The organism is Mucilaginibacter roseus, assembly GCF_021215455.1.
GTDB lineage: Bacteria > Bacteroidota > Bacteroidia > Sphingobacteriales > Sphingobacteriaceae > Mucilaginibacter > Mucilaginibacter roseus.
In genome coordinates this window covers 679,388-703,379 of the sequence record NZ_JAJPWV010000003.1, presented here as the reverse complement: position 1 = coordinate 703,379, position 23,992 = coordinate 679,388, and the positions used below count along the sequence as shown (strand labels likewise).

The window sequence follows — 23,992 nt, the reverse complement described above, 5'->3', positions numbered from 1 at the left end:
CAATAAGAAAGACCGCTCAACGGCGGTCTTTTTTATTGATAAATCATCAGCCCTTTAACTTCAAAATTAATGGCTTTGCTCATTTTTGATGTGGTGCTGTAACTGATAGTATCCCCCGCAAAATGTTGATGATCATCAGCGGTAAACTCTCGTTTTGCAACGCCGCTTATAATCACCACACGGCCGGTAATTTGTTTAGGCAGCGTAACGTTAAAATCTCTGAAATGGGCATATATCGGCATCCCGTTGCCGGTACGCATAACAAACCAGCCTCCCTTTTCATCTGTTACCTTCTCAATAGTGCCTTTAACTGAAGTAGTTATCCGCTTCCTTTCACCCATAAAGTTTTGCAGTTTGCCGGCCTCAACAGCATTGGACGTGTCAGATCTTGTTCCGAAGACCATACCATGAGGCAATGCTACCTTTTTCTGTGCGAAAGTTTGAGCCGTAGCCGCAAAGAAAAATATCGATAAAAGTAAATGCCATGCTTTCATGCCTATAACAACAACACGACGGAGTGATGGTTTTATTTGGCTTTATGATCGTAGCTTATAACGCGGGCAATCTTCCATCCATCATCACCATCCTGCTTCCAGATGTGTACAAAGCGCGCGGTGTAAACCAGTTTACGCTTACCATTGGTAACTTTATAAAACCTGCTCAAGCCGGTTTCAACGGCACCATAAAAATCAAGCGGATAAACCTGGGCGCTTACCAAAACGCGCTCCATTCCCCCGTTATCACACATTGACTTCATGGATTTCATGAGATCGTGCCTTGATGAAGTATAACCCGTGCGATCGTTAAAAAATTCTACGTCGCTGTCAAAGTAATCTTCAAATTTATCCAGGTCGCACTTATTATACGCATCAAAAACCTGCTTATCCAGGTTAATGATGGTATTGTATAACGTTTTTCCGGCTGGTGTTTTAGATGATTGCGCGATGGATGGACTGCTTATCGAGATCAATACAAAGCTCAGGGCTAAAAAAATAACGCGTTTCATATTTAAATGTAAATGAGCATTTAATATTTATCAACGCGTTTTTGTTTGCAGTTGTTGTAAATCCGGATGTGCTATCCGAACAAAAGTGTAAATACCTCTTCGATATTGCCTACCGTTTTTACGTCGATAGTATATCTCGAAAAGTCGATGCGCTTTTTATCGCCCGCTTTGGGAAGGTTGTATTTGGAAATTAATATCTGCTCAAAGCCAAGCTTTTGCGCTTCGGCTATGCGTTGCTCCACCCGGTTAACTGCCCTGATCTCGCCTGATAAGCCGATCTCTCCGGCAAAGCAAACTTTCGATGAAATTGGCATATCCTCATGTGAGGAAATGATGGCTGCCGCAAGGCCCAAATCTATTGCGGGGTCTTCAACACGGATACCGCCGGTTATGTTCAGGAACACATCCTTGGCGCCTAATCTGAAGCCACAGCGCTTTTCGAGCACGGCCAGCAACATATTCATACGTTTGGTATCAAAGCCCGTAGCGGTACGCTGTGGCGTGCCATAAGGCGATGTGCTTACCAGTGCCTGTGTTTCTATCAGCATCGGGCGCATACCCTCTAACGTGGCTGATATGGTTACACCACTCAATGGTTCGTCTCGTTGCGACAAAAGTATCTCCGATGGATTAGATACTTCCCGCAAACCCTCACCCAGCATCTCATAAATTCCCAACTCTGACGCTGAGCCAAAACGGTTTTTTACTGCCCTTAAAATGCGGTACACATGATGCCGGTCGCCCTCGAATTGTAGAACGGTGTCAACCATGTGCTCAAGTATTTTGGGGCCCGCTATCATGCCATCCTTTGTAATATGGCCGATCAGGAAAACAGGCGTAGAGGTTTCCTTAGCAAAACGCAGCAACTCCGCAGTACACTCCCGTACCTGCGATACACTGCCCGGCGTTGACTCAATATGTGCGGAATGCAACGTCTGTATCGAATCTATCACCACTAACTCCGGCTCCAGTTGCTCTATCTGCTTAAATATGTTTTGGGTTGATGTTTCAGTCAATATGTAGGCCCCCTTACCTACCTGGTTAACAGCTCCCCCTTCAGGGGGCTGGGGGGCTAAACGTTCCGCCCGCATTTTTATCTGCCTGTCGCTTTCCTCGCCCGATACATAAAGCACTTTCAGATTAGGCATGTTCAATGCAAGCTGCAACATCAGGGTTGATTTACCTATGCCCGGCTCTCCGCCTATTAACACCAGCGATCCGGCTACGATGCCGCCACCCAGCACGCGGTTAAACTCCGCATCGGGTGTAAGCAGGCGATGCTCCTCGCTAAAGGTGATCTCTGATACCGGCACCGGTTTATTTGCGCGTTGTAAGCTGGTTGATGGGCTGGCTTTCCAATCCGGTACCGAGGCATTGTTCTTTTCCAGAATCTCCTCAGCAAAAGTATTCCACTGCCCGCATGACGGGCATTTACCCAGCCATTTAGGCGATTCGTAGCCACAGCTCTGGCAAAAGTAAGCGATCTTGGTTTTAGCCATGTAATTTAGATGTGCAGATTACAGATGTGCAAATGTGCGGATTTGTTTTGAGATAGCACGATAAGATGCTAAAATACTTGGCAATTCGCCTTGATGATAAAAAAAAAGCAGATGCTTTTTCAAACATCTGCTTTTTATAATCTGCGCATTGGCGCTGTTATAATTTAATTTCCTCATCCTTTGATGAGAAAAAGCGGAACTCGGTGATCTGATACGCCGGATTGCTTTTAACTTTAATCCACTGTTTGTACTTAAAGTACCATTTCATCTGGCGTGTGTAAAGGCCTTTTTTAATGTAAGCCTCAATGTAAGGGTGCACGCAAAGCGTAATGTCTTTCTCATTTTGCTCAAGCAGGATGTAGTTGAAATTATTTTCAATATCATCCAGCAGCAAAATGCTTGGGCGTATGGCCCCTGTGCCGTGGCAGGTTGGGCATACCTCGCTGGTAACAATGTTCATTTCGGGGCGTACACGCTGACGCGTAATCTGCACCAAACCAAACTTACTCGGCGGCAATATGGTATGCTTGGCCCTGTCATGTGCCATCTCGGCGCGCAGGTAATCAAAAAGCTCTTTGCGGTTTAGCGGTTTGTGCATATCAATAAAATCGATTACCACAATACCACCCATATCGCGCAGGCGTAATTGCCTGGCTATTTCGCGTGCGGCCTCTTTGTTAACCTGTAAGGCATTCTCCTCCTGGTTCTCTTTATTGGCAGTACGGTTACCGCTGTTCACGTCAATAACGTGCAGCGCCTCTGTATGCTCAATTACCAGGTAAGCGCCCCCGGCAAGGTTTACTGTTTTACCAAAAGCTCCCTTAATCTGCTTTTCAATGCCGTAATGCTCAAATATCGGGTCGCGGTGCTTATGCAGGCGAACAATGTTCTCCAAGTCAGGAGATATTTCATGTACGTATGATTTTACCTCTTCGTACATGCCGTTATCATTCACATATATGCTCTGAAAATCAGAGTTCAATATGTCCCTCAATATAGTTGAGGTACGGTCTATCTCGCCCAGTATCTTTTTGGACGGCTCAACCGACGGGAGTTTGGTTATCAGCGTTTCCCACTTGGCTATCAAGTCAAGCAGGTCCTTTTGCATTTCTGTTACGCCCTTACCCTCAGACACTGTACGTATAATTACGCCAAAGTGCTTAGGTTTTATGCTTTCAACAATTTTGCGTAAACGCTGGCGCTCAGTATTGCTTTTGATCTTTTTGGAGATGGATATCACCTCTGAAAAAGGTACCAGCACTACGTAACGCCCGGCAATTGACAGATCGGCACTCAAGCGCGGGCCTTTTGTTGAAATTGGCTCCTTAGCTATTTGTACCGGCAGCAACTGCCCTTTTGTTAAAACCTCAGATATCTTACCACCTTTATTAATGTCAGCCTCGAGCTTTAGTTGATCTAACAGCTTTGACTGATAACCCCCGCTACGTACCTGCTTGGTTAGCTTTAACAGGCTTTGCACCTGTGGCCCCAAATCAAGGTAATGCAAAAAGGCATCCTTCTCGTATCCAACGTCAACAAATGCAGCATTCAATCCGGGCATTATCTTTTTGATTTTGCCCAGGTAAATATCACCAACTGTATAATTGTTAGTGGTTTGCTCCTTGTGAAGTTCTACGAGTTGTTTATCCTGTAATAATGCAATGGTAGCTCCGCTGGGGGACGAATCGATAATTAATTCTTTTATCAATTGCTACTCCATTTCTTAATGCGGCTATGGTATAACCGCGGGATTAATAAGAAGGTAAAAACAACACATAAAAACAGCCCGCACTATGGCGGGCTATAAGCTGTTAGTTCAGCTTATTTCTTTTTATGCCTGTTTTTTCTTAAACGCTTTTTACGTTTGTGGGTGGCCATTTTGTGTCTTTTACGTTTTTTACCGCTTGGCATAATTTTAATGTTTTTAAAAAATGATTAATTAATTTAATTCCTTTATGTACTCATCAATGCGCTGCCCAAAGGCTGGGTCAGGCATCATTGTTTTACACTTGTTGTAAGCCTCGATAGCCTCTTTTTTACGGCCAAGCTGTTTATAGCTTTCAGCCAGGTAAAAATAAGGTTCAAGCTCGGGCTTTTGTGCAATAACAGTTTTAAAACGTTCAACCGCTTTTTCAAACTGGCCTGATTTCATAGAGAAAACGCCCAAATTTAAATTTGCACTGCGATTGGTCGGGTCCTGCTTTACTACTTCAAGCAACAAGCTTATACCGGCCATAGGGCTCGGCGCGCCACCGTTTACATAAGCAATACCCAAACCCGTTTTAGCATCCAGGTTATCCGGAGCCAACTGGCGAGCTTGCTCGAAGCACTGTACAGCGTTGGTTAAATACGTTGGCTGTGCGGTGGTATCCTGGGTTAGCTTGTAAGCATCATTAAAATGATTACCGGCTGTTATCCAGGCATCGGCTGTTTTATCACTCTCGGCAACGGATTTATAATAAAAAGCAGCCGGCCCGGGTTGGTTTACATCATCCCACTTGGTAGCCAGCTGTTTTTCTATATCCTTTTTAGCATCGCCATCGGCAGCTTTAAGCTTGCCTTCCAATTCAGTAATCGGAGCGGCAAGTGATTGGCCTATTACGTTTTTTGCTGTTTCTGATACCTGCTCAACACTCAAAATAGTAGCCTGAGCCTGTGCAGCAGGGGCGGCCGCTCTGGTATCAGCATGATTAGCATCCTCAGCCTTTTGTAAACCTTTAACAGGTTGTACGTACAAATAGCCCACAATAGCGAGTACTGCTATAATTAAAACTATTTGTGGCTTCTTCATCGGGCTGAATGCTTATTGAATTATTTGCTTGCTTTTGCTGATTTATTGCCGGTTTTTACTTTCTCAACAAAAGTTTTTGCTGGCTTAAAGCTTGGCACAAAATGCTCAGGAATGATTATGGCAGTATTTTTTGAAATGTTACGAGCTGTTTTCTTAGCTCTTTTTTTAACAACGAAACTACCGAAACCTCTCACGTAAACATTCTCGCCGGCAACCATTGAGCCTTTTACCACTTTAAAAAACGCCTCAACAGTTTCCTGTACATCAACTTTCTCAATACCTGTCTTAGATGAGATTTCAGCTATGATTTCTGCCTTAGTCATATCTTATTTTTCTTTAAAATTTTTTATAAATACTTAACTGTTTTGGGGTTGCAAAAGTATCGCTTTATTGGCAAACTCTAAAATAATTAGTGTATTTTTTTTGTTCGTTGCAAAACGGTGATGAAAAAAGCGCACCAACCACATTTGCTGCCTATTTTTGGAGTTATGAATTTTGCCGATGAATTGCTCAACTGGTACCAGGAAAACAAGCGCGACCTGCCATGGCGCCACACAACTAACGCTTATATTATATGGCTATCTGAAATAATATTGCAGCAAACACGTGTAGAGCAAGGCATGCCTTATTTCTACCGTTTTCTGGAGCGTTTTCCGGACGTGAGCAGCTTCGCGGCAGCATCAGAAGATGAGGTGCTGAAACTTTGGCAGGGGCTTGGCTACTACTCGCGTGGGCGCAATATGCTTAAAACCGCGCAGCAGGTGCAGCAGGAATATGGCGGCGTTTTCCCTACTGATTATAATACATTAATTAATCTAAAAGGCATTGGCGAATACACCGCGGCGGCCATATCATCATTCTCGGCCAATGAGCATCGCGCTGTTGTTGATGGCAACGTTTACCGGGTACTCGCCCGCTACTTTGGCATCAGCGAACCGGTTAATACACCGAAGGCAAAAAAGACATTCCAGGAGCTTGCCGACAGTTTAATTAATAAGAAAAACCCTGCGCTGCATAATCAAGCCATGATGGAATTTGGCGCATTGCTTTGCAAGCCTAAAAATCCGGGCTGCGGCATTTGCCCCGTAAGGCTTGGATGTTATGCATTTAAACATAACGCTACAACCCATTTACCCGTAAAACTGAAAACGGTTAAGACCAAGGAGCGCTACCTGAACTATTTTTTGGTTACCGATGGAAAAACCGTGCTGATGAACAAGCGTGGCGATGACGACATATGGGCAAATATGTATGACCTGCCCGTATTGGAAACCAAAGGGTTAATTTCTGTAGAAGAGATACTTAACTCAACGGAAGTACAATATGCTTTTGGCGAAAACGTTAAAGCGGAATACGTATCGCCAATTAATAAACATATACTTACACACCAAAAACTATTTGTTAGGTTAATAAAATTAAGCAACTATCAGGTTAAATTAGAACAAAAATGGTTTTACACAGGAGTAGAAAACTTGAGTAATTTGGCGCTACCCAAAATCATTTTTATATTTCTAAAAAATATTTTTAATTTGTAGAAGAATTTTGCGTTAATTTAAACCATGTCTGGAATAAACAAAGTAATACTAATTGGGCATTTAGGTAAAGACCCCGAAATACGTTATTTGGAAGGAGGTGTATCAGTAGTAAGCTTCCCCCTCGCCACATCCGAAACCTTTAACAAAGACGGAAAAAAGATTGAACAAACCGAGTGGCACAACATTGTTATGTGGCGAAGCCTTGCCGATGTAGCTGCAAAATACTTGCAGAAGGGCAAGCTGGTTTACATAGAAGGGAAGCTGCGTACCCGCTCTTTTGAGGACAAGGAGGGTATAAAAAAATATACTACTGAGGTAGTGGCCGAAAACTTTACCATGCTTGGTCGCAAAAGTGATTTTGAAACGGAAAACCATGCCAACGGACGCGCGATTAAAACAGATGGCGCCGCCGATTACAATACCGCTGACGAAACGGATGACTTGCCTTTCTGACCAGCAATAAACTTATTATCGAAAAGAAAAGCCCGGCTGTTAACTACAGCCGGGCTTTATTATGTATGGGTTGGCTTATCTGCCACCCGGAGGGCAATGCTCCTTTAAATATTTAGTAAATAACGAACGCAAATGTTGCGACGTGCCTGCACCTTCTGATATAGAATGTGTACGGTTAGGGTATGACATGAGCTGAAATTGCTTGTTATATTTTACCAACTCGTTTATCAGTAACTCGGCATTATTGTAATGCACATTATCGTCGCCTGTACCGTGAATGTATAATAAATTCCCTTGCAGATTTTTAGCATTGGTAACGGGCGATCCTTTGATGAACGGCTCGCGGCCTGCATCATCAGTAGGTACACCCATGTAGCGCTCCTGGTAAATGTTATCGTAGGTTAACTGGTAACCAACAGCAGCTACTGCAATGCCGGTTTTGTAAATGTCAGGGTATTGGAACATCAGGTTAAGGGTTGATGAACCGCCACCGCTCCATCCCCAAACAGCAACCCGGCTGCTATCAATATAATTCCATTTTAAAATTTCTTTAGCGGCAAGTGCCTGGTCGCGGATGTTGAGGATACCTATATTTTTATAGATAGCCTTACGCCACTCGCGGCCGCGCGGAGCCGGAGCGCCGCGGTTATCCATCGAGATATACACATAACCGTCGGCAGCCATACCGGGGTACATGCCGTTACGGCCTGCGCCATATACATCCTTAGCGGTTTGTGAGGCCGGCTCGCCGTAAACATAAAACACTACAGGGTATTTTTTAGCAGGATCAAAATTGTCCGGTTTTTTTACCCAACCTTTAATGTCAATACCATCAGATGTTTTTACAGTAAAGAATTCCACCGGATTTTTAGCATCGGTTACCGGCTTAATGGCATCGCCTGTTAAATGTTTATGATCGGGCAGGCTGATGGTTTCACTTTGGTAAGGAGTGTTAGCATTTGAAAAATTGTGCATCGCCATTGTACCGTTTGGCGAAATGGTGTAACCATGCGTGCCTGATTGGTTTGCCGGCGTTAAGCGCTCGGCCTTACCGCCGTTTATTTTTATACGGTATAGGTAAGCCTGGTTAGGGTTATCAGGCGAGGCAATAAAATATATATAACCTGATGGCTCGTCAATAAGCGATACGCTCATTACATCATAATTACCTTTGGTGATCAGCTGCTGCTTGCCATCCAACCCGATTCGGTACAGGTGGTTCCAGCCGTCCTTCTCACTTGCCCAAACAAATTCCTTGCCTTTATTCAGCCAATCCCAGCCGGTAGCCTCTTCCTTTGCGTCAATCCAGGCCTTATCTGTTTCGTTGTATATAACCTTTGCGGTATTGCTTGATACTTTCGCTACGTAAAGTTTACTTTCGTTTTGCGCGCGGTTTAGTTGTTGCAAAATAATCTCGTCAGGATTGCTGGTATACTCCATACGCGGGATGTAATGCTGCACATTATCACCCGGGATATTCAGCCATTTGGTTTGCGCGGTAGCAATATCAACCACCCCGATTTTGCATGAGCTTGGATCCTGCCCTGCGGTTGGATATTCAACCGGAACAACATATGAGTACACCATGCTGTCGGTAGTGTTCAACATCAGGTAATTCTTGATCTTGCGGGCATCAATTTGCCAGTAGGCGATAGACTTACTGTCAGGCGACCAGCGGAAACCATCGCGGCAGCCAAACTCTTCTTCATAAACCCAATCAAAAGTGCCGTTTATCAGGCGGTCGGTGCCGTCGGTTGTAAGGGCTTTGATAGCGTTTGTAGCCAAATCTTCCACGTAAACATTATGGCCGCTTACATAAGCCACTTTGCTGGCATCCGGCGATAGCTTGGCAAACATCAATGATGACTCCGGCTTGCCTTTACCCAGCTGTTTCAGGCTTTTGGCAGCAACATCATACACCCAGTAATCGCCCCGGGTATCATAACGCCAAACCTTTTTAGTGTTAGTATTGATCAGTATCTTCTTACCATCATCAGTAATGGTAAAACGGCGGATGCTGATTGGTTTTTGCCCGGCAGGTGTTAGATCCTGCGCCGTGGCGATGACCGTTTTTTTATTGGCATCGCGCACATCAAATTCGGCAACGCCACCTTCAAACGTTTTGTAATACCGGTATCCGTCCTTAGCCCAGTTAGTTCCGCTCCCGAATTGTGCCTGCGCCCCCTGCCATGTAACTGATAGCAAAAAGGCCATAAGCATTACGGGTAAACTGTAAAATTTACTCTTCATGTACTTTTGTTTGGTCAATTAATTTAAATAGGGTAATGCCCTTCTAATTTTTGCGTTAAATTAGTGTTTTTAAAAAAATCGGCTCGTAACTGTAATGAAAAAAATACTTCTCCTAATTATTACCCTCTTTTTATTCGATAATATCACCCAAGCGCAAAACGCTAACCGCAGCAAATTTGTAACAGATAGCCTGCAGGCCTACATCAGCAGGGCGCTCACCAACTGGCGTGTACCCGGCGCGGCGGTATGTATTGTTAAGGATAATCGTATTGTACTGGTTAAGGGGTTTGGTATTAAGGAACTTGGGTTAAATAATAAGGTTGACGAGAATACACTTTTTATGATAGGGAGTAATACCAAAGCCTTTACTGCTACTGCCATTGCCATGCTGGCTGCTGATAAAAAGCTATCGCTGAACGATAAGGTAACCAAGTACCTGCCCGATTTTAAGTTGGACAATAAAGCAGCCACCGAGTTGCTTACCATTCGCGATTTGCTGTGCCACCGCCTGGGTTTTCAAACCTTTCAGGGCGACTTTACTTTTTACAACACCAATCTTAGCCGCAGTGAGGTTATGAGTAAAATGGCGCTGATGAAAGCGCCTTACGGTTTCCGTACTACGTGGGGTTACACCAATTCCGCTTTTTTAACGGCGGGCGAAATCATCCCTAAAGTAGCCGACCAAAACTGGGACATCTTTTTAAAAGAGAAAATATTTGCACCGTTGGGAATGAATAATACCCTTGGCCTAAGCGTAGCCATGACCAAGGCCTTTAACCGATCCGCCGGGCATACCATAGCCGATAACCGGCTTTTAGCCATTCCGTACGCCAACTTGGATAATATGGCACCAGCCGGCGCTATCAGCTCAACAGCAACAGACATGGGGAAATGGGTAATGACTTTGCTGAACGATGGTAAGGTGGGCAGCAAACAGGTAATTGCAAAGGCGGCCATTGATGCAACCCGCCAGCCGCAGGATATTGTAGGCACAGCCGAACATCTGGACGGCACAAAAAATTTTCAGCTGTATGGTTTAGGTTGGTTTTTGCAGGATTACCACAACCACCGTTTGGTAATGCACGATGGGGGCGTTAACGGTTTTGTATCATCTGTTACGCTGGTGCCGGAAGAAAATCTCGGGATAGTGATTCTGACAAACACCGATCAGAACAACTTATACGAGGCGCTGCGCTGGGAGATATTGGATGCTTACTTTAAACTGCCGTATCGTAACTACAGTGATGCGTACTTAAAAGAATTCAGAAGTTACACAGCCGAACAGCAGGCGGCAGATAAAAAGCTGCGCGATAGCGTGGCACTTAACCCGCGCCCGGCACTTTCGCTAAGTTATTATGAAGGCAAGTTTACCAATCCCTTATACGGCACAGTAAATGTTGAGCGTGGCGACAATAACGACCTGACGATGCGCTTTGAGCATCACCCTAAAATGTATGCCCGCCTGCAACCGCTCGGTGCCAATCGCTTTTATGTAACCTTTAGCGATCCGATTTTAGGCAAGGCCGTGTTTCCGTTTACCGTGCAAAGCGGTAAGGTAAGCGGCTTCAGGCTTAAGGTTGCTGATTTTGTGGAAATGGGCGCTTATGATTTTAAAAGGCAGTAGTTTTGGAGTTTTTTAGTCCGGAAGACGGGAAGTCCGAAAGTCCGGAAGAAATCTTTATATATAAAAATAGCCAGGCATATCGCTTGGCTATTTTTTGTTATACAGGTATTAGAGATAATCGATCAAAAATCTACTCAGTCTTTTCGGACTTCCGGTCTTACCGACTAAAAACTACTTCATCACTTCCGGTATTGGTTGCCCGATACAGCCGCTTGGTTGCTGTATGTGCAGCAGTGATGCTATGGTGGCCGAAATATCCGTCATGTGGGTTTGGCGGGCAATACTGCCATGTTTAATGCCCCAGCCCATAAATACCAACGGGATATGCGCATCGAATGGTGCCCAGGTGCCATGAGTAGTACCTGTACGACCGCCTGAGAAATAACCCGGTTTTAGCATGATCTGTATCACACCGCTGCGCTCCTTGCTGTAACCGTTTATCACACGCTCGCGCAGATGGGCGGGTATGCTGGCTACTGCCGCTTTGGTCATGTCAACAGCATATAATACATCCGGATCTTTTTGCAGGAATTGGATGCAATCTGCTTTCAGGTCTTCCTCATTCAGCTTATTATCGTTTATCACTTTATAATTAAAGTTTACCTGGTAGTTGCTCAGGCTTAATACAATTTTATCAGCCTTGTATTTATCCTTCAAAAATTTATTCAACTCAGTTGCGCCCTCATTCCAGTTGCCGCCGGGTATTTTGTGGTCGGTCAGGAAGGTTGGGTTATGCGCGGCGGCATGGTCTGCAGTAAGGAATACAGTATAGTTGCCTTTGCCCACCTGGCCATCCAAAAAGGTAAAAAATGCCGCCAGATCCTTATCCAAACGCAAATAAGTATCTTCCGTTTCAACCGCGTTTGGGCCAAACTGGTGGCCAACGTAATCTGTCGATGAAAGGCTCACGGCTAAAAAGTCGGTCACTACGTTTTTGCCTAACTGCTCGTTGGTAACGGCGGCTTTTGCCATATCCAGCGTAAACGAGTTGCCATAAGGCGTAGAGCGGATCATGCCTGCATTGCCTTTGTATAATTGCGATGTTTTGATGGGGAAAACCGGCGCTTCAGTACCGCTAAACTTGCCTTCGTATTTCGGACTATTATCCGGCGAGCTTTGCACATAAGTTTCAACCGGGTACAGGGTATTCCAATCCTGTTTCAGGTATTTTTCGGCAAGCTTTTGGTCGTTAAAAGTTTTAACCCAGGCAGGCAGATCATTCATATAATAGGTGCTGGTTATCCAGTTTCCGCTGGCATCATCAAACCAGTAAGCGGCATTGGCTGCGTGCCCGGCAGGTAATATGCCACCCCTGTCTTTAATAGCTACGCCAATAACTTTTGATCGAAAATTGGTTGCCAGCTTTAACTCATCCGTAATAGTGCTGGCCTGTAAATTCCGCGGCGACATTTGTCCGGCTCGTGAGCTGCTGCCTACAGTATTTACAGTTGAATCCTCCGTGCAATACATAGATTTGCCGGTAGCCTGAATAATAAAATCGTTACCCGCTATGCCATGTATCGATGGTACTGAACCGGTATAAACACAGCTGTGCCCCGGCGCGGTGAAGGTAGGCAGGTAGTCAACATCCGTATTTTCGCAGGTAAAGCCCTCGTTTAGCATCCGCTTAAAACCACCGGCTTGGTAGCGGCTGTAAAAACGGTACAGATAGTCCCAGCGCATTTGGTCCACCACAATGCCAACTACCAATTTGGGGCGGGCAACATCATTACCGGCGGTGGGTTGCGTTGCCGCTTTTTTTTGTGCCGATGCCGACCCTACAACAGCCGCCGCGCAGAATAACGAGAAGAGGAATTTATATTTCATTACTATTTGCTTAGTTAACATCTGCAAATATGAAAAACCGAATGTAAACTCAATATGATTTATGAGATTGTTACAAACCCCACCTAATTTTCTCGGCATACATTCGTAGTTGTATTCCGATTATAGAAATTAACAATTGTATTGTCATCTCGAGGATGTAAGACGAGAGAGATCCGTCCGCGTTCATAACAAAGCGACAGATCGCTCGCTATCGCGAGGGTTGGTAAAGTAAAGCGACTTGGGTTCAACAAAAAAAGCCCCCGCAGATCAGTCTGCGGGGGCTTGAATATTTTAACTCGTCAGCGTCATTTAACACCCCTGAACAAGCGGCTCCAGCGTATTTTGCTAAAGAACGATTCGTTGCTGTCCCAACTCATCCAGATAAATAGGGCCTTGCCTACAATGTGATCTTCGGGCACAAAACCCCAGTAGCGAGAGTCGGCGGAATCATGGCGGTTATCGCCCATCATCCAATAGTAATTCATTTTAAAGGTATAGCTGTCGGTTTTCTTTCCGTTGATGGTTATCTCATTACCGTTTACCTGTACGTGGTTACCCTCGTAAACCTGTATAGCGCGTTTGTAAACAGGTATGGTCAGGCTATCCAATTTAACGGTCCAACCTTTTTTAGGGATGATAATCGGACCGTAATTATCTACATTCCATTTAAAGTGCGGATCGTTAGGGAACACCGGATAAAACGGATCGTCAACGTTGCGTACTGCAATGTTTGGGGTGACCGATTTTATGCCCGGATAGCTACGCAGCTTTTTTGCAGATTCCGGTGTCATAGTAAGTTGTCCGTTACCGTTGTAATCTGATACATGTAGCTCTTTATAAACGTCCGGATTGTATTCGCCACCACTGGTTGTACTAACAGTATAATCAGTTTGCCCTTCCGGCGGGTTAGGCGCCATTTTACCATTTACATATACCTGAGCGTTGAGTATGGCCAGCGTATCGCCCGGCTCTCCCTGGCAGCGTTTTATATAGTTCTCACGTTTGTCAACCGGGCGGTAAAAGGGCGAGTCGGCCTCCATCGGATAATTAAATACCACTACATCACCACGCTTAACTTCCTGAAAGCCGGGCAAGCGATAGTATGGCAACTTAATACCATCCCAATAAGCCTTGGTACCTAATATCGGCATGGTATGGTGCGCGAACGGAAACGATACCGGCGTAATCGGCATACGCGCGCCGTAGTTAACCTTGCTCACAAATAAAAAGTCGCCCACCAGTAACGAGCGCTCCATTGATGGGGTTGGTATGGTATAGGCCTCAATAAAAAAAGTACGGATCAGGGTAGCGGCAATTACCGCGAATAATATGGCATCAACCCATTCGCGGGTAGCGCTTTTTTTCTTTTTAGGATCTTTCTTCCTCCAGAATCTCCAGTTCATTATTTGTAATTATAACTGATTAAATATCAAAGTTAAACATGTCGTGCACGGTATAAAAACCTTTTTTGTGCTGCAGCCATTCGGCCGCTAATACCGCGCCCAAGGCGAAACCATTACGGTTGTGGGCGGTATGCTTAAACTCAATGGTATCTACCTCTGAATCGTAAATTACGGTATGCGTACCCGGCACGCTGTCAATACGGTGCGATTCGATTAATAGTTGCTCCGGCTTTAACGGCTCCTGTGGTGTTTCAGGGTTATCAGTTATCAATACGTTGGTCCAGTTGCTTTTACCGGCTACGTTATCTAATATTCCCTCGGCAATAGTAATCGCGGTTCCGCTTGGCGAATCGAGTTTTTGCATGTGATGTATTTCTTCTACCTGCACATCGTAGTACGGGTAGTTGTTCATGATTTTAGCCAGCAGTTGGTTTACCTTAAAAAATACGTTAACCCCAACGCTGTAGTTTGAGGCATACATTACCGCGCCATTGCCTTGCAGGCATTTATCTTTTACGTCTGCGATATGGTCATACCAGCCGGTTGTGCCTACAACTACCGGTACGCCGGCAGCTATACAAACATCGATGTTATGTAGGACCGAAGCGGGTGTGGTAAATTCAATGGCAGCATCGGCCTTTTGCAGGTTTTCTACCGTTAGCTCGTGCAGGTTATCGTAGTCTATTTTTAAAACGATCTCGTGGCCACGGTCAATGGCGATCTTTTCAATGATCTTACCCATTTTACCGTACCCTAATAGCGCAATCTTCATTTTTTTAGTTGTGATGTTTTTGCCGTTAAGTTAGCATTTAAAAGGCAAAGGTAACCTTTATAGCCGGAACAAATGCAGTATTAAAATTACCGGCATACATGGGCTGCCCAATTAAACCCGGGCGCACTTTAAACGAAAGGTTATCATCCATACTGTACGAGTGTATGAATTTGGCATCGATATAAGCATCTATCATTTGTATGCCCCAGCCGCCCAGCATGCCCAAAATGGCCAAATCGCGGTTACGGCGATAACTGTTTACAGCATTTTCAATAAACGTGTCAGACGCGGAGCTGTATGCCTGATACTCGGTATAATATTTATCACCCGGCCCTGGTTGCTCGCCACGGCGACGGTATTGTGCTATGGTTAAAAACTGACTGTAATAGTTTTGATTGAATATAATGGCAGAGCCGATAAGCCCTAAACCGCCGTAAACAATGGGCACTTTCCACCATTTACGGTTATATATTTGGCCCCAACCGGGAATAATTAGTGAGCGTATTACCGCCTTGTGCGGGCTATGCAATGTATCCGGCCTGTTTTTAATGTTATCACGCACCGCGGCAGGCTTAACTGCCGGGCGAACGGGCTCCTTTTTTACCTTGACGGTGTCTGTGGGTTTAGCCACGCTGGCCGTGTCGGGGTTTTGTGCCCGTACCGTTATGGTAAGGCCTGCAAGCAGTAAAAAGATAAACAGCGCTTTATACATTATCAGTCAAATCTATAAATAGTGCGGCATTATCTGAAAATTAATTGCAACCACCGCTTACTATCAACCTAAAAAATAAGTAATTATTGCAGCTGAAACTAAAAGGTTGCGGTAAATTTTAATGAAGGAATGAACCGGTTACTTATTCCCGATGCATAAACAGCTTGATTTATCAAAGATGGCCGAATGTTATAGGACAAATTATCGTCCATACTATAGGAATTAATGAATTTGGCGTCGATATAAGCATCGATCATTTGTATGCCCCAACCACCAAGCATACCCAATATAGCCAAGTCCCGGTTACGGCGATAGCTATTTAACGTGCTCTCCACATAGGCATCGCTTGCCGATCTGTCTTTCAGCGCCATGTATTCCTTATAATACTTATCGCCAGGCGCGGGTTGCTCGCCACGGCGACGGTACTTAGCTATGGTTAAGAATTGACTGTAATAATTTTGATTAAATATAACAGCGGATCCGATAAGCCCTAAACCGCCACAAACAATGGGCACTTTCCACCATTGGCGATTATAAATCTGTCCCCAGCCAGGTACCATGAGAGAACGCATTACAGCCTTGCGCGGATTATGCAAAGTATCCGGAATATTTTGCACTGAAATACCACGGATAACCGACTTAACATGTTTAGGCTTTGACCCGATAGTTGCTTGCTGAGCTTTAGCCGAGGAAATTGCAACTGCCAATAAAACAGTAAAAATGATTTTTTTAGACATTACGGTTCAGATTAAAGCTACAGCAGAAATGCAACCATAGCGTTCGATATGAACATTAAAACCTATAATTTATTGCAGCAAAGCAATCCTTTTTAAGTAGGTGTTTGAGTGCTTCACGAGCTATAAACAACAAAGGCTGGTAATTCAACCAGCCTTTATTTATCATTTATAATGTGGACTATCGTCCGGGATAAACAATTGTTACCAATCCAACATTTCAAGAATGCGGTTTAAATCATCTTCGGACAGGAAGGGTATTTCGATGCTGCCCTTGCCTTGCGTATTCATTTTAAGTTTAACACGTGTGCTGAACTTCGATGCCAGTTCGTCCTGTATCTTTTGCACCTGGAAACTCAACGGCTCCGGCTGCTTACCTTCTTTTTTTACAGTATTGCGCTGCGCCTCGCGTACCATTTCTTCGGTTTTGCGTACCGATAGATCATGGTTGATAATCTGCTGGTGAAAATACAATTGCTGCACCGGGTCACTTACACTAATAAGCGCCTTGGCGTGCCCCATAGATATATCGCCATCACGTAATGATACCTGTATGGCGGGTGGCAGCTTCAGCAACCGCAGGTAATTGGTAACGGTAGACCGGTTTTTACTCACGCGATCGCCCAGTTCTTCCTGTTTCAGGTCCAGCTCATCCAGCATCCGCTGAAAGCTCAGGGCCACCTCAATAGCATTCAGGTTTTCGCGCTGAATGTTCTCTATCAACGCCATTTCCAGCATTTGCTGGTCGTTAGCGGTGCGCACATAAGCAGGGATGCTAACCAAGCCAGCCATTTTTGATGCACGCAAACGGCGTTCGCCCGAAATCAGCTGGTAATGGTTGTGCCCCGCCTTGCGAACGGTAATAGGCTGAATAAGGCCCTGTAGTTTGATTGAGTCTGACAGTTCGGCCAGCGCCTCGCCGTCAAACTCGGTACGTGGCTGATAGGGGTTTACCTCTATCTGATCGATATTTATTTCGTTAACCGACCCCAATCCCCCTGCTTCTGCAGGTTGAGCAGAGCGGGCGTTGTTATTATTTTTACTCGGAAGTACATCAACAGAATCGTTCAGCAGCGCACTTAATCCTTTGCCCAGGGCCTTTCTTTTTTCTGCACTCATGTATTATATCGTCGCTGTAGTTTCCTGTAGTTTGCTTTTCACCAGGCCGTTTTTGTTCACAATCTCGCGGGCCAGGTTAAGGTAGTTGATGGCACCCTTGCAGTTAGCATCGTGCATAATAACAGATACACCAAAGCTCGGCGCTTCGCTTAAACGTGTATTGCGCTGAATAATGGTATCAAAAACCATGTCCTCAAAATGAGTGCGCACCTCTTCAACCACCTGGTTTGACAGGCGCAGCCTTACATCATACATGGTAAGTAAAATACCTTCAATTTCCAGCGTGGTATTCAGGCGCGATTGTACAATTTTTATCGTGTTTAATAATTTACCTAAACCTTCCAACGCAAAATATTCGCACTGTACCGGTACAATTACCGAGTCGGCGGCGGTTAAGGCATTAATGGTGATCAGGCCTAATGATGGCGAACAATCAATGATGATAAAGTCATACTCGTCGCGCACGCTATCAAGCACCTGCTTCATTTTGTATTCGCGGCCCGTTAGGTTAATCATTTCAATTTCGGCACCTACCAGGTCAATGTGTGCCGGTAGCAGATCAAGGTTGGGGGTATCCGTTTTCTGGATAGCCTCATGCGGATCTATCTGGTTAATGATACACTCGTATATACTGGCTTTTATATTTCGCGGGTCAAAGCCAATGCCCGATGTAGAATTGGCCTGCGGATCGGCGTCAACCAGCAGGGTTTTATATTCAAGTACAGCTAAACTCGCGGCCAGGTTAATGGATGAGGTGGTTTTACCCACGCCACCCTTTTGGTTGGCCAAAGCTATTATTTTACTCATGCTTTATTTTTCCTTTACAATCAAGACATATAATAACGAAGAATAGCCACATAAATTCTACCTTCGTGAACGGTTTTTTACCGGATGCTAAGATAAGTAATAAAACCTATCAGAAATCCACAGGAAATGCCAACTTACAAACAATATTTAACATATTGATACCCTAAACAGCCTGATTTAAGCGTAAAGCCACCAGTTGTTTAATGTATCATTTAGCATAACATCAATACCGTGATCACCATCATATCATCCACAAACCGCGAGGGTAGCGCCACCTTAAAACTGGCCGAGTATTATAAAAAACGATTAACTGAAAAAGGGGAGCAAGCACAGGTTTTTTCGCTCGAAGCACTACCGCCAACCTTAATAGCCACCGATCTGTATGGTAAGCGCAGCGAGGCCTTTAAACCCATTCAGGATTTAATTACCGCTACACAAAAATTCATATTCATCATTCCCGAATATAATGGCAGCTTTCCGGGCATACTAAAAGTATTTATTGATGCCTGCGCCTGGCCCGATAGCTTTTATGAAAAGAAGGCCGCATTGGTGGGTGTATCATCAGGCAAGTATGGCAACATTCGCGGGGTTGACCATTTTACCGGCGTTTGTAATTATATGCACCTACACGTTATGCCATTAAAGCTGCATATACCATTAATAAGCAAGGAGTTTGATGCCGAAGGTCACCTGTTTAATGCCGATACCTTAAAATATACCGAAGAGCAGCTGGATAAGTTTATAAAATATTAAACCAGCAATAGCATGAGTTGGTGGCATTTGATTGCACCAGCAAAGGGCCGGAATTATCTTCCTGCCCTTTGCTTTTTATGTTTGATATTATCGTAACCGATCAGCCGAGCGTACCAGCTTTTCATCGCGTTTAATGGCGCGTACGGCCAGTATGATCAATATTATAGCTATCGAACTTAAAAACATACCGATGCCCATGTTGGCAAATTCAACCTGTAAACCGCCGGGAACTACGCCCTTTACCGTTTGCGCCATCCAAAAGCTGTAACCTATTATAACCAGGATAGCGCTGTAGCCCAAGGCTATTTGCTGCTTGCGTTTTTTATAAAAAAAGATGATAAGCGTTGGCAACAGCGCTACCGGTGCGGCAAGGATTTTTATACCTATAAAGTTTATAAAAAAACGTTGGCCATCTGCCAGGCTTTGATATACGCCCTGTATGCTGATGTTTGATATGGTGCCGTTAACATTTACATTGTTTACTAACGGAAAAAGGTATAAGCCGAGTAGTACGAGTGTGGCTAAAAAAAGATAAATGGTTTGTATGCGTTGTATCATGTTGGGTAAAAATGAACCGGTTATGTTTAACCTACGCAGCAAATATAAAATTGTTTAATTATAGCCTGAGTTTTATTTGTAAACAAGAGTTTACTTCGTGCAGATTAATATCCGCATAAACAATTGTTACCTTTGCCGGCGTGACCACCCAACGTTATTTTATTGAACTGGCTTATGATGGTACCCGTTACCATGGCTGGCAGATACAGCCTAACGCGGTAACGGTACAGGAGCTTTTAAATAAAGCGCTTACCACGGTATTGCGGCAGCCCATAGAGGCCACGGGCTGCGGCCGTACGGATACCGGGGTACATGCAACGGAGTTTTTTGCGCATTTTACCCCCCAGCCCCCTGAAGGGGGAGTATTAACCGCTCCCCCTTCAGGGGGCTGGGGGGCTCGCCTAAACGCCATCCTGCCAACTGATATCGCCATAAAAAATATTATACCCGTACACGCCGATGCACATGCGAGGTTTGATGCTACGTTGCGCTCATACCAGTATCATATTCATTTTAACAAGGATCCGTTTAAGCATAATTATTCATGGTTGATTAAGGACAAGCCTGATATCGCGCTGATGAATGAGGCTGCCGCGATTATTATGGAGTACACGGATTTTAGCTGTTTCAGTAAATCAAACACCCAGGTAAAAACCAATAATTGTAAAGTAAGCCGCGCCGAATGGGTGGAAACCGATGGTGGGATAGTATTCCATATTTCGGCAGATCGATTTTTGCGCAACATGGTGCGGGCTATTGTGGGTACGCTGATGCAGGTGGGTCGAAAAGTAATTAAGCCGCAAGATGTGCGCGCCATAATTGAAAGCAAAAACCGCGGCGAAGCCGGAACATCTGTACCCGCATGTGGTTTGTATTTAACAGAAGTAAAGTATCCGTTTTGCCCCTAACCCCTTGAGGGGAACAAATTGAACCGCCAAATGAAATTGTTTAAGATATTCAAAACATCAAAAGCCACTCCTTCAGGGGACGGGGGGAGCGTTACCGGAAAAGCGCTTGATTGGAAACTGCTGGGCAGGGTAATGACCTATGTTAAACCGTATCAGGTTAAGTTTGTGATTTCGTTGGTACTTACTATTTTTTTGGCGGCGATAGCATTGGTTCAACCCATCCTGATCGAGAAAACGCTGGACAACCATATCATCACCGGTGATTATGACGGCCTGGTGTTTATGGTGGGCCTCATGCTGGCGCAGTTACTGGTGCAAACCGTGGCGCAATATTATCAAACCTATTTAACCAATGCTTTAGGGCAGTCGGTTATCCGCGATCTGCGCATTGATGTGTTCAACCACATTACCACGCTACGTTTAAAATATTTCGACCGCACACCTATCGGGATGCTGATCACCCGTACAGTATCTGATTTGGAAACAATTGCCGATATTTTTGCCGAGGGTCTGATCTCCATCATGGGCGATATGCTGCTGCTGTTAGCCATTATCGGCTATATGCTGTGGCAGGACTGGAAACTGGCTTTAATAACCCTACTGCCAATGCCTTTGCTACTGTTTGCCACCTCTATTTTCCAGGCGGCCATAAAATCCGCTTTCCAGGAAGTGCGCACACAGGTAGCACTGTTGAATACTTTTTTACAGGAACATATATCCGGCGTTAGTATTATACAGTATTTTGCCCGCGAGGAGCAGGAATTTCGCAAATTTAACGAGGTTAACGAAAAACACCGCGATGCGCATATACGCAGCAACTGGTCGTACTCCATCTTTTTCCCGGTTATCGAGATTTTGTTTGCCGTTTGTATTGGCCTGTTAGTTTGGTACGGCTGTAAACGCATATTGACTGATGAACAATTAAACTCCATATCAGCATCAAAGCAAGGTATAACCACCGGTACTATTGTAGCTTTTATTACGCTTCTTAACTTACTCTTTAGGCCGATAAGGCAGCTGGCCGATAAGTTTAATACTCTGCAAATGGGCATGGTGGGTGCCGACCGTATTTTTAAGGTGCTGGATACTGATGAAGTAGCCGAAAATGAAGGGTCATTAAAGCCGGCTGTATTAAAAGGCGATATCCGTTTTGATAAGGTTTGGTTTGCTTATAATGACGAGAACTGGGTGCTGAAGGATATCAGCTTCCACGTAAAACCCGGCGAAACACTGGCGCTGGTTGGCGCAACGGGCGCAGGCAAATCATCCACCATAAATATACTTAACAGATTTTATGAGATTGGCAAAGGCGATGTGACTATTGACGGGCAGAATCTGAAGGATTACGAGGTTAATTACCTGCGCTCGCGCATTGCTACCGTAATTCAGGATGTTTTTTTATTCAGCGATACCATTGCCAACAACATTAGCCTGAACAATCCCAACATTAGCCGCGAGCAGGTGATTGCTGCCGCGAAGGACGTAGGCGCGCATGACTTTATTGAGCGCCTGCCGGGCGGCTATGATTATAACGTGCAGGAACGCGGTGCTACTTTATCCGCAGGGCAGGCGCAACTCATCTCTTTCATACGCGCGCTGGTGTATGATCCGGCTATACTGGTATTGGATGAGGCCACCTCATCGGTTGATACTGAAACAGAGCACCTGATACAAAATGCTATTCAAAAACTGATGCAGGGCCGAACCGCCATCGTTATCGCGCACCGCCTGTCAACCATACAAAATGCCGACAACATCATCGTGCTCGATCATGGCGAGATAAAGGAAATGGGTACCCATCAGCAACTATTGCGTATTGAAAACGGCTATTACCGCAAACTTTATGATCTGCAAATTAATTCAACAGGCATCAGCCGCGGTATCATATAGCGCTAATTAATCCGGCTGCACCTGGCCTTTATCCATGCCTTCTTCGGCAGGCGGGGTTTTTACCGGATCAACGGGCTGCTCTTCCTTTTCATGCTGTTTGGCAATGTTCTCCTGCTGAGGCTGATCTTCTTTATAAACTTTGTCTTCCTTTTTTTTCACGGCTTCGCCACCGTTATCGTTAGGCCTGTCGGTCGGCGTGTCTGACGGTGATGGTTTTTGATGGTCGTTTGCTGGCTTTGTCATGCATAATAAACAGGCGTTATTAATTAATTGTTTATGCCATGCAGGCAATTAACCGCGATAGCGTAGCGTTAATTTTTGTTAAACCAGGCCGGTTATACGGTAATAGCTTATTTAATAACATATAAACTTTTACCTTTATAGCAGGTTTGTTAATTTCGCCAGTGTGGTATCGCGATATTGTGATGCCGCCTATGTAAAAACATCTCAAATCTGTTAGTGATAAATGGAAGAATTTGAAGCAAGCGCGTCGGCACAAAAAACCAAGTCGATATATATATCAACCGTATTTGGTTTGGCCATGGTATTATTAATGGTTGGTTTGCTGGGATTGATCCTGGTACATGCCAATAACCTTTCGCGCTACGTGAAGGAGAACATAGTACTTAATATATTTGTTGACGAGTCGGCCCATGAGCCTGATGTGCTCGAGCTGCAAAAACAACTGGAGAGCAATGTAATGGTTAAGCAAACCCAATATGTTACCAAAGAGCTTGCCGCCATGCACCTGAAAAAAGACCTGGGCGAGGATTTTGTGAAGTTCCTGGGTTATAACCCGCTTTCGGGCTCGCTGGATGTTTACTTAAAGGCCGATTATGCCAACAATGCCAGCATCGAAAAATTCAAGGCAAGCCTGCTTAAAAATCCGTTGATCAAAGAGGTAAAGTATCAGCAATCATTGGTTGATGATATGAATAATAATATCACCTCAATCAGCTTGGTTATTTTGGCATTTGCCGCCATATTTGTGGTGGTGTCAGTCGCGCTGATCAATAACACTATCCGGCTGGCTATATACTCGCAGCGGTTCCTGATCAAGTCAATGCAGCTGGTGGGCGCCACTAAAACGTTTATACGCAAGCCTTTTATCATCTACGGCATCTGGCACGGCTTGTTAGGCGGTTTAATAGCCATCATTATCTTAATGGGTACGCTATACTTTGCGCAGGTACAAATACCCGACCTCGTAGTTTTACAAAACTATACCGAGTTCGGCCTGATATTTTTAGGCGTAATAGGTTTAGGTGTATTTATATCAGGCTTTAGCACTTACCTGGCGGTTAACCGCTTTTTAAGGCTAAAAATATATCAGCTATACCGTTAATCCAAC

At 44.7% G+C, this 23,992-nt stretch carries 23 protein-coding genes; 7 read left to right on the top strand and 16 right to left on the bottom strand.

The window, feature by feature from the left end; translation table 11 throughout:
• Positions 1-32 precede the first annotated feature (32 nt).
• The 6 genes from LT679_RS12350 to LT679_RS12320 all read right to left on the bottom strand — a co-directional run bounded on the left by LT679_RS12350 (position 33) and on the right by LT679_RS12320 (position 5,619).
• On the bottom strand, positions 33-494 hold the full coding sequence (locus tag LT679_RS12350) for a DUF4920 domain-containing protein (protein ID WP_232177900.1): 462 nt from the start codon (positions 492-494) through the stop codon (positions 33-35).
• A gap of 32 nt (positions 495-526) precedes the next feature.
• Positions 527-1,006 carry a nuclear transport factor 2 family protein gene (locus LT679_RS12345; RefSeq protein ID WP_232177899.1) on the bottom strand — a complete coding sequence of 160 codons (480 nt, stop codon included), beginning with the start codon at positions 1,004-1,006 and terminating at the stop codon, positions 527-529.
• A 71-nt stretch (positions 1,007-1,077) separates the two neighbouring features.
• Positions 1,078-2,505, bottom strand: coding sequence for a DNA repair protein RadA (gene radA / locus LT679_RS12340; RefSeq protein WP_232177898.1), 1,428 nt, complete (start codon positions 2,503-2,505; stop codon positions 1,078-1,080).
• Positions 2,506-2,662: 157 nt separating this feature from the next.
• Positions 2,663-4,213, bottom strand: coding sequence for an Rne/Rng family ribonuclease (locus LT679_RS12335; RefSeq protein ID WP_232177897.1), 1,551 nt, complete (start codon positions 4,211-4,213; stop codon positions 2,663-2,665).
• 231 nt (positions 4,214-4,444) lie between these two features.
• Complete coding sequence (locus LT679_RS12325) at positions 4,445-5,296, bottom strand: tetratricopeptide repeat protein (RefSeq protein WP_232177896.1); 852 nt, start codon at positions 5,294-5,296, stop codon at positions 4,445-4,447.
• Between the two features lie 20 nt (positions 5,297-5,316).
• A complete protein-coding gene (locus LT679_RS12320) occupies positions 5,317-5,619 on the bottom strand; it encodes an HU family DNA-binding protein (RefSeq protein WP_232177895.1) in 303 nt (100 codons plus the stop codon).
• A 120-nt stretch (positions 5,620-5,739) separates the two neighbouring features.
• Here LT679_RS12320 and mutY point away from each other — a divergent pair, with 120 nt between their 5' ends.
• The gene (gene mutY, locus LT679_RS12315; RefSeq protein ID WP_232177894.1) at positions 5,740-6,831 is read left to right on the top strand and encodes an A/G-specific adenine glycosylase; all 1,092 of its coding nucleotides are present in this window, start codon (positions 5,740-5,742) and stop codon (positions 6,829-6,831) included.
• 24 nt (positions 6,832-6,855) lie between these two features.
• Complete coding sequence (locus tag LT679_RS12310; protein WP_232177893.1) at positions 6,856-7,284, top strand: single-stranded DNA-binding protein; 429 nt, start codon at positions 6,856-6,858, stop codon at positions 7,282-7,284.
• A gap of 75 nt (positions 7,285-7,359) precedes the next feature.
• Here LT679_RS12310 and LT679_RS12305 read toward each other — a convergent pair whose 3' ends face one another.
• Positions 7,360-9,534, bottom strand: a complete 2,175-nt coding sequence (locus tag LT679_RS12305; RefSeq protein ID WP_232177892.1) for a S9 family peptidase — start codon at positions 9,532-9,534, stop codon at positions 7,360-7,362.
• 94 nt (positions 9,535-9,628) lie between these two features.
• Between LT679_RS12305 and LT679_RS12300 the strand changes: the two genes are divergently transcribed.
• Positions 9,629-11,158, top strand: a complete 1,530-nt coding sequence (locus LT679_RS12300; RefSeq protein WP_232177891.1) for a serine hydrolase — start codon at positions 9,629-9,631, stop codon at positions 11,156-11,158.
• A 171-nt stretch (positions 11,159-11,329) separates the two neighbouring features.
• Here the strand turns inward: LT679_RS12300 and pafA are convergent, their stop codons facing one another.
• The 7 genes from pafA to LT679_RS12265 all read right to left on the bottom strand — a co-directional run bounded on the left by pafA (position 11,330) and on the right by LT679_RS12265 (position 18,532).
• On the bottom strand, positions 11,330-12,985 hold the full coding sequence (pafA, locus tag LT679_RS12295; protein WP_232177890.1) for an alkaline phosphatase PafA: 1,656 nt from the start codon (positions 12,983-12,985) through the stop codon (positions 11,330-11,332).
• A gap of 305 nt (positions 12,986-13,290) precedes the next feature.
• A complete protein-coding gene (lepB, locus tag LT679_RS12290; RefSeq protein WP_232177889.1) occupies positions 13,291-14,388 on the bottom strand; it encodes a signal peptidase I in 1,098 nt (365 codons plus the stop codon).
• Between the two features lie 19 nt (positions 14,389-14,407).
• Positions 14,408-15,160, bottom strand: coding sequence for a 4-hydroxy-tetrahydrodipicolinate reductase (dapB, locus tag LT679_RS12285; protein ID WP_232177888.1), 753 nt, complete (start codon positions 15,158-15,160; stop codon positions 14,408-14,410).
• A 37-nt stretch (positions 15,161-15,197) separates the two neighbouring features.
• Positions 15,198-15,872, bottom strand: coding sequence for a DUF5683 domain-containing protein (locus LT679_RS12280; RefSeq protein WP_232177887.1), 675 nt, complete (start codon positions 15,870-15,872; stop codon positions 15,198-15,200).
• Between the two features lie 98 nt (positions 15,873-15,970).
• Positions 15,971-16,609 (bottom strand): DUF5683 domain-containing protein, encoded by a 639-nt coding sequence (locus LT679_RS12275; RefSeq protein ID WP_232177886.1) that lies wholly within the window; start codon positions 16,607-16,609, stop codon positions 15,971-15,973.
• 201 nt (positions 16,610-16,810) lie between these two features.
• Positions 16,811-17,725 carry a ParB/RepB/Spo0J family partition protein gene (locus LT679_RS12270; RefSeq protein WP_232177885.1) on the bottom strand — a complete coding sequence of 305 codons (915 nt, stop codon included), beginning with the start codon at positions 17,723-17,725 and terminating at the stop codon, positions 16,811-16,813.
• 3 nt (positions 17,726-17,728) lie between these two features.
• Positions 17,729-18,532 carry a ParA family protein gene (locus LT679_RS12265; RefSeq protein ID WP_232177884.1) on the bottom strand — a complete coding sequence of 268 codons (804 nt, stop codon included), beginning with the start codon at positions 18,530-18,532 and terminating at the stop codon, positions 17,729-17,731.
• A 231-nt stretch (positions 18,533-18,763) separates the two neighbouring features.
• On the opposite strand from LT679_RS12265, the gene LT679_RS12260 reads away from it, so the two are divergent.
• Positions 18,764-19,285 (top strand): NADPH-dependent FMN reductase, encoded by a 522-nt coding sequence (locus LT679_RS12260; RefSeq protein WP_232177883.1) that lies wholly within the window; start codon positions 18,764-18,766, stop codon positions 19,283-19,285.
• 87 nt (positions 19,286-19,372) lie between these two features.
• Here the strand turns inward: LT679_RS12260 and LT679_RS12255 are convergent, their stop codons facing one another.
• Entirely contained in the window at positions 19,373-19,843 is a 471-nt protein-coding gene (locus LT679_RS12255; RefSeq protein ID WP_232177882.1) for a DUF4293 domain-containing protein, read from the bottom strand.
• Between the two features lie 140 nt (positions 19,844-19,983).
• Here LT679_RS12255 and truA point away from each other — a divergent pair, with 140 nt between their 5' ends.
• Together truA and LT679_RS12245 are read left to right on the top strand one after the other, a co-directional pair.
• Positions 19,984-20,751, top strand: a complete 768-nt coding sequence (truA, locus tag LT679_RS12250; RefSeq protein WP_232177881.1) for a tRNA pseudouridine(38-40) synthase TruA — start codon at positions 19,984-19,986, stop codon at positions 20,749-20,751.
• Positions 20,752-20,781: 30 nt separating this feature from the next.
• Complete coding sequence (locus LT679_RS12245) at positions 20,782-22,641, top strand: ABC transporter ATP-binding protein (RefSeq protein ID WP_232177880.1); 1,860 nt, start codon at positions 20,782-20,784, stop codon at positions 22,639-22,641.
• A 6-nt stretch (positions 22,642-22,647) separates the two neighbouring features.
• On the opposite strand, the gene LT679_RS12240 is transcribed toward LT679_RS12245, so the two are convergent.
• On the bottom strand, positions 22,648-22,884 hold the full coding sequence (locus tag LT679_RS12240) for a hypothetical protein (protein ID WP_232177879.1): 237 nt from the start codon (positions 22,882-22,884) through the stop codon (positions 22,648-22,650).
• A 223-nt stretch (positions 22,885-23,107) separates the two neighbouring features.
• Here LT679_RS12240 and LT679_RS12235 point away from each other — a divergent pair, with 223 nt between their 5' ends.
• Complete coding sequence (locus tag LT679_RS12235; RefSeq protein ID WP_232177878.1) at positions 23,108-23,986, top strand: cell division protein FtsX; 879 nt, start codon at positions 23,108-23,110, stop codon at positions 23,984-23,986.
• Positions 23,987-23,992 lie beyond the last annotated feature (6 nt).

What these genes read in the sequence shown, in the direction of transcription:
- LT679_RS12350 (WP_232177900.1), bottom strand. Translation starts at nt 494, where the DNA reads ATGAAAGCATGGCATTTACTTTTATCGATATTTTTCTTTGCGGCTACG.
- LT679_RS12345 (WP_232177899.1), bottom strand. Translation starts at nt 1,006, where the DNA reads ATGAAACGCGTTATTTTTTTAGCCCTGAGCTTTGTATTGATCTCGATA.
- radA (WP_232177898.1), bottom strand. Translation starts at nt 2,505, where the DNA reads ATGGCTAAAACCAAGATCGCTTACTTTTGCCAGAGCTGTGGCTACGAA.
- LT679_RS12325 (WP_232177896.1), bottom strand. Translation starts at nt 5,296, where the DNA reads ATGAAGAAGCCACAAATAGTTTTAATTATAGCAGTACTCGCTATTGTG.
- LT679_RS12320 (WP_232177895.1), bottom strand. Translation starts at nt 5,619, where the DNA reads ATGACTAAGGCAGAAATCATAGCTGAAATCTCATCTAAGACAGGTATT.
- mutY (WP_232177894.1), top strand. Translation starts at nt 5,740, where the DNA reads ATGAAAAAAGCGCACCAACCACATTTGCTGCCTATTTTTGGAGTTATG.
- LT679_RS12310 (WP_232177893.1), top strand. Translation starts at nt 6,856, where the DNA reads ATGTCTGGAATAAACAAAGTAATACTAATTGGGCATTTAGGTAAAGAC.
- LT679_RS12305 (WP_232177892.1), bottom strand. Translation starts at nt 9,534, where the DNA reads ATGAAGAGTAAATTTTACAGTTTACCCGTAATGCTTATGGCCTTTTTG.
- LT679_RS12300 (WP_232177891.1), top strand. Translation starts at nt 9,629, where the DNA reads ATGAAAAAAATACTTCTCCTAATTATTACCCTCTTTTTATTCGATAAT.
- pafA (WP_232177890.1), bottom strand. Translation starts at nt 12,985, where the DNA reads ATGAAATATAAATTCCTCTTCTCGTTATTCTGCGCGGCGGCTGTTGTA.
- lepB (WP_232177889.1), bottom strand. Translation starts at nt 14,388, where the DNA reads ATGAACTGGAGATTCTGGAGGAAGAAAGATCCTAAAAAGAAAAAAAGC.
- dapB (WP_232177888.1), bottom strand. Translation starts at nt 15,160, where the DNA reads ATGAAGATTGCGCTATTAGGGTACGGTAAAATGGGTAAGATCATTGAA.
- LT679_RS12280 (WP_232177887.1), bottom strand. Translation starts at nt 15,872, where the DNA reads ATGTATAAAGCGCTGTTTATCTTTTTACTGCTTGCAGGCCTTACCATA.
- LT679_RS12275 (WP_232177886.1), bottom strand. Translation starts at nt 16,609, where the DNA reads ATGTCTAAAAAAATCATTTTTACTGTTTTATTGGCAGTTGCAATTTCC.
- LT679_RS12270 (WP_232177885.1), bottom strand. Translation starts at nt 17,725, where the DNA reads ATGAGTGCAGAAAAAAGAAAGGCCCTGGGCAAAGGATTAAGTGCGCTG.
- LT679_RS12265 (WP_232177884.1), bottom strand. Translation starts at nt 18,532, where the DNA reads ATGAGTAAAATAATAGCTTTGGCCAACCAAAAGGGTGGCGTGGGTAAA.
- LT679_RS12255 (WP_232177882.1), bottom strand. Translation starts at nt 19,843, where the DNA reads ATGATACAACGCATACAAACCATTTATCTTTTTTTAGCCACACTCGTA.
- LT679_RS12245 (WP_232177880.1), top strand. Translation starts at nt 20,782, where the DNA reads ATGAAATTGTTTAAGATATTCAAAACATCAAAAGCCACTCCTTCAGGG.
- LT679_RS12240 (WP_232177879.1), bottom strand. Translation starts at nt 22,884, where the DNA reads ATGACAAAGCCAGCAAACGACCATCAAAAACCATCACCGTCAGACACG.
- LT679_RS12235 (WP_232177878.1), top strand. Translation starts at nt 23,108, where the DNA reads ATGGAAGAATTTGAAGCAAGCGCGTCGGCACAAAAAACCAAGTCGATA.